We start from the raw sequence: 1,534 nt of genomic DNA on the forward strand, positions 1-1,534 counted from the left end.
TGTCTTAATACAGATTTACTTTACACTGTTTTAACAATTAAAAAACCAGTGTAATCAATGAAAACGAAACGCAAAGCAGCCCGTCATTTTGACGACGATTTCAGGCTTCGAGTCCTGAAGGATTATTATGAGAGCGGCAGCTCTTACAGTAAGATAGCCCGTAAATACGGCTTGAGCAGTGGAAATATCATCCAATGGGAGCGCAGATACCGTGACAAATGCGTATCTTTGCCGGATGAAATATCAGAACTGGAAAAACAGGTGTTTATGGCAAGGTCATTGAAAGCAAGCGCTTCTGCCGCCCCCAAAAGCGAAGAGGCGCGTCTGAGGGAGGAGAACGCCCGCCTGCGCAAGGCCCTTGAGTACTCGGAGCTGCGCAACGAGGCACTAAATGAGGTCCTGAAGATAGGACGCGAACAATACGGCATAGACCTGCTAAAAAAAGCTGGCGCCAAGCAGTAGACAACCTTCGGCCCAGGCACCCGGGCAAAGGCATCGGGTGCCTGAGCGGACTGTTTGGCAAGAGCCGCGAAGGTTACTATTGCGTGAGCCGCGAAAGGCGCAACCGCCTTCGGCTCAACGAGAGGGCGATCGTGGAGAGCGTGCGCCAGCTTCGCAGCGAGGCGCCGGGCATCGGTGCCTACAAGCTGTTCCTCATCCTGAAGGGCATCTTCCCGGATGCCGTCCCCGGGCGTGACCGGTTCTACGACATAATCCGCCGCAACCACCTCATGCTCAAGCCTGAGCGCAGGCGCCACACGACCAATTCCAACCATAACTACCGCAAGTACAAGAACCTCGCCAAGGGCTTCTCACCCGTACGTCCCGACAGCCTGTGGGTCGCCGACATCACTTACGTCGAAACTGACAGCGGGGTGGTTTACCTGCACATCGTGACGGACGCATGGACGCACGAGATCGTGGGTTGGGAGGTTTCCGAGACGCTTCACGCCGAGCACACCATCAAGGCGCTCAAGGCGGCCATGGACAATGCCGGGGCATCAGACCTCTGTGGGCTGATACACCACTCCGACCGAGGCTCGCAGTATTGCTGCAACGCATACGTTGAGCTGCTGCTCTCCGCAGGCGCATCCATCTCGATGACAGAGGACTACAAGCCAACCGACAACGCGGTGGCGGAACGGGTCAACGGCATCATAAAGCAGGAATGGCTTTACAGGTTGAAGCGCCCCAAGGACATCCGGGAGGCACGAAAGCTCATAGCCGACATAGTCAGGTTCTATAACACAAAACGGCCGCACATGAGTAACGGGATGATGACACCAACACAGAAGAGGGCCTCCTATGGAATGCCGGCATGAAGGGACGGGGATGGAACACAGCAAGGACATTTCATGGACGGTTTGCTTGCCGTTACAAGTCTTATGTGTAACTTTGCATGGAAAAGAACGGTGTGAACCTTTTCAGGGACACTTTTCCAAAGCTGTGAAGTCATTCAGTAAGGGATGTTCAAGGATGTAAACTATTGCAGTAAAGGAGTGAGAAAAGTGTGAAGTAAATTTAGGCATAGTCA

Annotated in this window: 2 protein-coding genes; both read left to right on the forward strand. The window is 53.5% G+C overall.

Annotation, left to right across the window (positions count from 1 at the left end):
- Positions 1–57 precede the first annotated feature (57 nt).
- A complete protein-coding gene (locus M3089_RS15680; protein WP_249085245.1) occupies positions 58–462 on the forward strand; it encodes a transposase in 405 nt (134 codons plus the stop codon).
- Positions 420–1,322 (forward strand): IS3 family transposase, encoded by a 903-nt coding sequence (locus tag M3089_RS15685; RefSeq protein ID WP_249085247.1) that lies wholly within the window; start codon positions 420–422, stop codon positions 1,320–1,322. Before M3089_RS15680 ends, M3089_RS15685 begins: the two co-directional genes overlap by 43 nt.
- Positions 1,323–1,534: the final 212 nt, after the last annotated feature.

The sequence above is a fragment of the Marseilla massiliensis genome (assembly GCF_023336985.1).
GTDB lineage: Bacteria > Bacteroidota > Bacteroidia > Bacteroidales > Bacteroidaceae > Prevotella > Prevotella intestinigallinarum.